The sequence below is a fragment of the uncultured Limosilactobacillus sp. genome, assembly GCF_934202235.1.
Taxonomy (GTDB): domain Bacteria; phylum Bacillota; class Bacilli; order Lactobacillales; family Lactobacillaceae; genus Limosilactobacillus.
The window spans coordinates 34,858-42,140 of sequence record NZ_CAKPXS010000009.1 but is presented as its reverse complement, the minus strand read 5'-3'; the positions used below and the strand labels follow the sequence as shown (position 1 = coordinate 42,140).

The window sequence follows — 7,283 nt, the reverse complement described above, 5'->3', positions numbered from 1 at the left end:
CTCGTGCACAGGGTGTGCCGGGGACGACGACTGGCAGTCTGGGCGTTGAACATGCTGATCCGGCAGTCATTAAAGCGGCGTTAGCCCACCTCTACACCACGATGACTGGTCAGCAGTCGAGCTGGCAAAAGAGTGATCTGATCCGGGCGGGACTGGTTGGTTCTTCCCGTGCTAGGTATCGTCGGGAACGACTAGGCCAGTTGCTCAATATTGGTTATGGTAATGGTAAGCAGCTGCTGAAACGGCTCAATATGTTTCAAGTGAGCCGGTCTGACTTTGACCAAGCGATGAAGACGATCGAAGAGGAGGAAACTCGTGAGTAAACAGACAGCGATCGGCAGTTTCGGCCGGACCCAGGAAATCTTGAAGAAATATGGCATCCGCGCCAAGAAGAGCTACGGTCAAAACTTCCTCACCGACGTCAACGTGCTGAAAAAAATCGTGGCGGCCGCTAATATCAGTCGCGACGACAATGTGATCGAAATTGGCCCCGGAATTGGCGCCTTAACTGAACAACTGGCGCTAGCTGCGGGACAAGTGTTGGCCCTGGAGATTGACCAGTCTCTGCTACCGGTGCTGGATGATGTTCTAGCACCGTATGACAACGTGACGGTGGTTAACCAGGACGTGTTAAAGGCCAATTTGCCAGAATTGATCCAGCAGCACTTTTCTGACCCGCAAAAACCGCTCAAGGTGGTTGCTAACCTGCCATACTACATTACCAGTCCCATCCTGATGGGGTTACTAGCTAGTCCGGTTAATTTTGACTGTATCTGCGTGATGATGCAAAAAGAAGTGGCCGAACGCTTGGCGGCTAAGCCGGGGACCAAGCAATACGGCTCCCTAACACTAGCAATTGAATACCACGGGCAGGCGCAACTGGCATTTGGTGTTTCACGGCATTCGTTTGTCCCAGCACCAAACGTTGATTCCGCCATTGTGACGATCACTCCCCGCCAGCAACCACTAGCACGGTTGCCGTTTAACCAGCAAGCACTGTTTAAGGTTATTCGTGGTTGTTTTGCTCATCGGCGGAAGAGCTTGCGCAATAACTTAAAGAGCCTCTTTGGGAAGGACGCGGCGGTGTTGGCGAAGGCGACAGCTGTTCTGGAACAGTTAGGGATTGACCCTCAGCTTCGGCCAGAAAAGCTGACTCTGCTGCAGTTTATCGACCTCACTAATGGTCTTCACAATGCGCAACTGATCAGCTAGTTTGCCATAACATATGTTCAAATTGACACTTTTGTGAAACGCGCGTATACTGTTTCACACGAGGTGAATTACGTGCCAAACACAATTGATGGCATTAAAGAGCGTATTAATGCAGAGAAGGGCCAAGCAGTGCTGGTAACTGCGCAGCTAGGCCGCAACCGGGTCAAGAAACAACGTGGCGTGATTGCCGAAACGTATCCCGCTATTTTCGTGATTAAGTTGTCTCCTGAATCAGCAATTGGGACGATGGATCATGTTTCTTATACCTATACCGACATTTTAACCAAGGAAATTGTGGTGGATTTTCCTGCCGCTGAAGTTGAAGAATAAGAAGTCGTGGAAAATCCGCGGCTTCTTTTTCATTATTGTTGAAACGATGGACCAGTCATCTGTATAATTTAGGAGAAAATCCGAACGAGGAGGGGGTGAGTCTTGATGAAGCTGCAGGAAAAAGCGCCAGCAAAAATTAACTTGGCGCTCGACACGCCGATGCGCTATTTCGATGGCTTGCCGCGCTGGGACATGGTCATGACGTCGGTCGATTTAGCGGATTATGTTACCGTCGAGACCCACCAGCAACCAGGGACGATCCGTGTCTTTACTGATAGTTGTTACCTGCCAAATGACCAGCGAAACCTGGCTTTCCAGGCCGCTCATATCCTCCACAGTCGTTTTCACCGCACTGATGGGGTGACGATTCGGATTAAAAAGAAGATCCCGGTGGCCGCTGGCCTTGGTGGGGGCTCTAGTGATGCAGCAGCAGTTTTAAGGGCGCTTAATCAAATCTGGCAGCTGGGTCTCAGCCGACATGAGTTGGCGCGGCTGTCACTAAGTATTGATTCTGACGTGCCTTACTGCATTTACAGTCAGACGGCCCACGTTACCGGACATGGAGAACGAGTTGACCTATTACCGGCTTTTCCGCACTACTGGGCGGTGATCGCAAAACAAAAGATTAGCGTGTCGACTCCGGCCATTTTGCGACAAATTAACTATGAACAGATTCAGCACCTGCAGGTTGATAAGCTGATCGAAAAAATTAAGGCAGGCGAATGGGCAGCAACCTTTCAGTACATGGGCAACGTCTTAGAACCGGTGACGGCGGCCCAGTACCCGCAAATTACTAAAATCAAGGAACAAATGATCCGGCTTGGTGCTGATGCGGCACAAATGAGCGGGACGGGGCCGACAGTCTTTGCCCTCTGTCATAATGAATCCCGCGCGCGCCGGGTTGAAAACGGCTTGCGGGGATTTTGTCGCGAAGTGTACCGGGTGATGTTGTTATAAGAATGATGAGGGGACGAACTTGTCGTGTTGAAACGATTAATGCATGACCGCTTTATCCGTGGGGTGACAGGCCTAACCGCCTTCTTAGCGGTCATTTTGTGTTTGATGATTACTGACTGGCGACCAACTTTTCACCGTCAAAAGCCGGTGAGGATGGTTACCAGTCTTGGTGTTTATGGCAGCGTGGCCCGGGCGGTGGCTGGCCAACATGGTCAAGTCACGACGCTAATTAATAGTACGGCAGTGGACCCCCACGATTATCAGCCATCAACAGCTCAGGCCGAAACAGTGGCCCGGGCAAATATTGTGGTGGTCAACGGCCTTGGTTACGATTACTGGCTGAACAAGCTCGTGGCTAGCAATAGTCATCGGTTAACGATGATTAACGTTGCGCGGCAGGTGGCTGCTAAACACGCGGGTGACAACGAGCACGTGTGGTACCTACCATCGACCCTCCCCCGCCTAGCCGACCGACTAGCCACGCAATACTCTCAAATTGACCCTGACCACGCAGCAAATTATCACGCCAATGCGCGTCGTTTTAAGCGGCAGTTAGCTCCAGTTCAGCGGGCAATTGCGACCGCCAAGAAGAATGCTCGGCGGGCTGCTAATAAGCGGGTCGCTGTTACCGAGCCGGTCTTTGATTATGCCCTGAAAGACTTAGGTTATTCGATTAGTGACCCGCATTTTGCCAAGGCTATCGAAGACGGTAGTGATCCCTCGCCAGCCGACGTTCGGCAACTGCAAGAGGACCTCGTTCATCACCGCGTTGCCTTTTTGGTGGAAAATACCCAGAGCAGTGGGAAGACCATTAAGAACTTGGTCCAGCTGGCGCACCAATCAAATGTCCCCGTCCTCAAGGTGACTGAAACAAAGCCACAAAAGATTAGCGACGTGAAGTGGCTGCTTGGTGAGTATCAGCAATTGATTCGCATTCAGGAGAAGGAGGGTTCGACATCGCACTAATTTCAGCCGATCATTTGACGCTCGGTTATGGCAGCCACGTGGTTGTCCGTGACCTGAGCTTTGCTATTAACCAAGGTGATTTCCTGGTTGTCATTGGGGAAAATGGTGTGGGAAAAACCACCCTGGTTCGTTCTTTGCTGGGCTTTTTAGCACCGCAGGGGGGAACCATCAATCAGCAAGCGGGATTACGGATTGGCTACGTCCCCCAGTTTCGCAACCTTGACGCCGAATACCCCTTGTCCATCCGTGACTTTGTAGCGCTGAACCTGCCCAACACAATCCGTCCCTGGTTATCACGGAACGAACGACACCAGTTGCAGCAAATCCTGTCACAAACCAAATTGGCGGCGATTGCTGAACGGCCGCTGGGTTTGGCCTCCGGTGGGGAAAAGCAACGGGCTTACCTCGCGCAGGCGCTGCTGGCCAAGCCTCAATTGTTGATTATGGATGAATCCACAGCCAGTTTAGATAACGAAATGAAGTTTGAACTACTGGACCTGGTCAGCCGTTTTCAACAGCAGGGCCTCTCAGTGTTATTTATTACTCATGACTGGGAGTTAGCCAAACACTACGGTACTCGCTACCTGCACTTGATGCCGCAGAAATATGAACAGGGACCGATCAATGAGCTGCCAGCCAGCAGCGAGGAGGGTGACGAATAATGTTTCAACTAAGCTTTATGCGTCACGCTTTTGCGGCCGCGACGATTATTGCGGTGGTCAGTGGGATGATCGGCGTCTTTGTTGTTGCCCGCAATATGTCGTTTCTGACGCACACCCTGTCTGAAATTGGCTTTTCCGGGGCAGCGTTTGCTGTTTTTATGCAGTGGCCTGCCTTGCTGGGAATGCTGTTATTTACGACCCTCAGCTCGGTAATTGTTGGCCAGCTTAGTAGTGATGAAACCCGTCGTGAATCAGTGATTAGTGCAGTCTCTGCGCTCTTTTTGGGGCTGGGGATCCTTTTCCTGTCGTTGAGCAACAAGACGGCCAGCTCGGCCACCAGCATTCTTTTCGGGAGCGTCGTGGGCATTAGTTTGCCTGAGGTTTGGCAATTGGTGATCCTCTCGGTGGTAGTGATGGTCGTTTTGCTCCTTTGCTACCGAATGATGAAGTTTGATTCATTTGATGATGTCGGGGCGCGGGCTAATGGATTGCCGCAGCGGCTGCTGGCAATTGTCTTTTTGATCCTGGTGGCAGTGGCTGTCAGCGTCGCCGCCCAGATTGTCGGCTCGCTGCTAATTTTCATTTTGCTGACACTGCCAGCTGCCAGCGCTAAATACTACACCCACGGGGTAGCGAAGATGATGCTGCTTGCCGTGTTATTTTCGCTGGTTGGTACCTGGTTAGGCCTGTACTTAGCGTACTTAAGTAACTGGCCGGTGAGTTTCTTTATTGCAACGATTGAAGTGCTGATTTATTGCAGCGCACTTGCTTATCGTTGGCGGGTTAATAATTAAGTCGAGAAATAAAGGTTTTTACCGAAAAAGCAGGACGAAAAGCCGAACATTATGGTATGATTTGATGGTAATTTGTTTTATTTGTCCGGAAAAGGAAAGGTTGAACGATGAAAGTTAGACGGAGCAATCGTTTAGTTGATATGACGCATTACTTCATGGAACACCCGCGCGAGCTGGTTTCCCTGAAGTTTTTTGGTGAGCGCTACGGTGCCGCTAAGTCATCAATTAGTGAAGATTTAAGTATCGTTCGCAAAACATTCCACAAGATGGGGGTCGGCAAACTGGCGACGCTCCCGGGAGCAGCTGGTGGGGCAGAGTTTACACCCTGCTATTCCCAGCAGCGAGCAAGCGAACTGATTAGTTCGCTCGAAGAGGCGGTTGATGATAAGAGCCGGCTTTTGCCTGGGGGGTACGTCTACTTGTCTGACCTCCTGGGCCGTCCTGATATTTTACGGGCAGTCGGCCAGTTAATCGCGACGCAGTATGTTGACACCCAGGTTGACGTTGTGATGACGGTGGAAACAAAGGGAATCCCAATTGCCCAGAGCGTGGCGATGTATTTAAACAAACCGTTTGTCATTGTCCGCAACAGTTCGCATATTACGGAAGGCTCAACGGTCAGTGTGAACTATGTTTCTGGCTCATCCAACCGGATTAAGAAGATGGAGTTATCGCGGCGGACGCTTTCAGCGGGCGCTCACGTGGTGGTCGTTGACGACTTCATCAAGGGTGGCGGAACGATTAACGGGATGTACTCGTTAATTAAGGAGTTCGGCGCGCACTTAGTTGGGTCAACGGTTTTTGCCGAGGGTCAGTTTACTGGTGACCGCTTGGTTAAAGACTGTACTTCACTGATTAAGGTTCACGCGACGGATGCAGCCAACTCCGCGATTGAAGTTGGTCCTGGTAACTACATGGAAAATGTTTTTAGCCAAAAGGAGCAATAAAAAATGACTGAACGAAACGCAATTATTCTGGCAGCTGGTAAAGGAACCCGGATGAAGTCCAAACTGTATAAGGTGTTACACCAGGTTTGTGGTAAATCAATGGTCGAACATGTCTTGGAGCAGCTCCAGCAAGCGAAGATTGAGAACATTGTCACCGTCGTTGGGTTTGGCGCTGAGACCGTTAAGGAGGCGCTCGGCAAGCGGACCCACTTTGCCTTGCAAAAACAGCAGTTGGGGACCGGGCACGCCGTCATGCAAACGGAAGACTTGCTCCGCGATTCCACCGGTGAAACGATTATTGTCAGTGGGGATACGCCACTGCTGACTGCTGAGACCTTCCAGAAATTGTGTGAATACCATGAACAGCGTCATTCGGCCGCCACAATTCTGACTTCCAACGCTCCTGACCCAACAGGCTATGGTCGGATCGTTCGTAACGACGTGGGGATCGTTGAACGGATCGTGGAACAAAAGGATGCTAGCAAGGAAGAACGGGCGATTCACGAAATTAACACTGGTGTTTACTGCTTCGATAACCAGAAGCTGTTTGCGGCACTGAAGCTGATTAACAACGACAACGCCCAGGGTGAATACTACCTGACCGACGTTATTGGAATCCTCAAGAGTGAGGGTGAAATTGTGACCGCCTACCGCGATGACGACTTCAACGAAACGATGGGGGTCAATGACCGGATTGCCCTTGCCCGGGCCAACGAACTGATGCGCCAGCGAATTAACACCAAGCTGATGAGCGAGGGCGTGTCGATGATTGATCCTGACCACACCTATATTGATGCCGGGGTGAAGGTTGGTCGCGATACCGTGATTGAAGGTGGTGTGGTTATTAAGGGCAAGACAGTCATTGGTAGTGACTGTTTGATTGGTGCTCACTCCCGGATTACGAATTCAGTCATCCATGACGATGTTAAGGTGATTTCATCGACACTGGAAGAAGCTGAAATGCACACCGGGAGCAATATCGGGCCCAACAGCCACTTGCGCCCGCAAGCTGAAATCGGCAAGAACGTTCATATTGGTAACTTCTGTGAAATTAAGAAGGCTTATATTGGTGACGGGACTAAGGTTGGCCACCTGACCTACATTGGGGATGCCACCCTTGGCAAGAACATTAATGTTGGCTGTGGAGTGGTCTTTGTTAACTACGACGGGGCTAAGAAGCACCACACCAACGTTGGCGATCACGCCTTTATTGGGAGTAACTCCAACCTGGTGGCACCAGTTAACATCGCCGCGGATTCCTTCATTGCCGCTGGCTCGACGATTACTGATGATACTGCCCGGTTTGACATGGCTATTGCTCGTTCACGGCAGACAAATAAAAAGGACTACGCAAAAAAATTACCGTGGTAAGCTGTTGCGCTTTGTCGCAAAACTACTTATGATGTAAGCGTATG

At 50.8% G+C, this 7,283-nt stretch carries 9 protein-coding genes; all 9 read left to right on the top strand.

Annotated elements, in window-relative coordinates; genetic code table 11:
- On the top strand, nt 1-323 hold a 323-nt coding region (locus tag Q0E49_RS02675), incomplete at its 5' end, for a DUF4093 domain-containing protein (RefSeq protein ID WP_295746408.1).
- Complete coding sequence (gene rsmA, locus Q0E49_RS02670; RefSeq protein WP_295746406.1) at nt 316-1,212, top strand: 16S rRNA (adenine(1518)-N(6)/adenine(1519)-N(6))-dimethyltransferase RsmA; 897 nt, start codon at nt 316-318, stop codon at nt 1,210-1,212. The genes Q0E49_RS02675 and rsmA, both read left to right, overlap by 8 nt.
- Nucleotides 1,213-1,284: 72 nt before the next feature.
- Nucleotides 1,285-1,542, top strand: coding sequence for a Veg family protein (locus Q0E49_RS02665; RefSeq protein ID WP_295746404.1), 258 nt, complete (start codon nt 1,285-1,287; stop codon nt 1,540-1,542).
- 105 nt (nt 1,543-1,647) lie between these two features.
- Nucleotides 1,648-2,499: a 4-(cytidine 5'-diphospho)-2-C-methyl-D-erythritol kinase gene (ispE, locus tag Q0E49_RS02660; protein ID WP_295746414.1), complete on the top strand. Its 852-nt coding sequence runs from the start codon at nt 1,648-1,650 to the stop codon at nt 2,497-2,499.
- A gap of 39 nt (nt 2,500-2,538) precedes the next feature.
- Nucleotides 2,539-3,465 carry a zinc ABC transporter substrate-binding protein gene (locus Q0E49_RS02655; protein ID WP_295746413.1) on the top strand — a complete coding sequence of 309 codons (927 nt, stop codon included), beginning with the start codon at nt 2,539-2,541 and terminating at the stop codon, nt 3,463-3,465.
- Nucleotides 3,456-4,127: an ATP-binding cassette domain-containing protein gene (locus Q0E49_RS02650; RefSeq protein ID WP_295746412.1), complete on the top strand. Its 672-nt coding sequence runs from the start codon at nt 3,456-3,458 to the stop codon at nt 4,125-4,127. Before Q0E49_RS02655 ends, Q0E49_RS02650 begins: the two co-directional genes overlap by 10 nt.
- Nucleotides 4,127-4,921, top strand: a complete 795-nt coding sequence (locus tag Q0E49_RS02645) for a metal ABC transporter permease (protein WP_295746402.1) — start codon at nt 4,127-4,129, stop codon at nt 4,919-4,921. The genes Q0E49_RS02650 and Q0E49_RS02645 overlap by 1 nt, the downstream gene beginning before the upstream one ends.
- A 107-nt stretch (nt 4,922-5,028) precedes the next feature.
- Nucleotides 5,029-5,868 (top strand): pur operon repressor, encoded by an 840-nt coding sequence (purR, locus tag Q0E49_RS02640; protein WP_295746401.1) that lies wholly within the window; start codon nt 5,029-5,031, stop codon nt 5,866-5,868.
- Between the two features lie 3 nt (nt 5,869-5,871).
- Nucleotides 5,872-7,239, top strand: coding sequence for a bifunctional UDP-N-acetylglucosamine diphosphorylase/glucosamine-1-phosphate N-acetyltransferase GlmU (glmU, locus tag Q0E49_RS02635; RefSeq protein ID WP_295746399.1), 1,368 nt, complete (start codon nt 5,872-5,874; stop codon nt 7,237-7,239).
- Nucleotides 7,240-7,283: the final 44 nt, after the last annotated feature.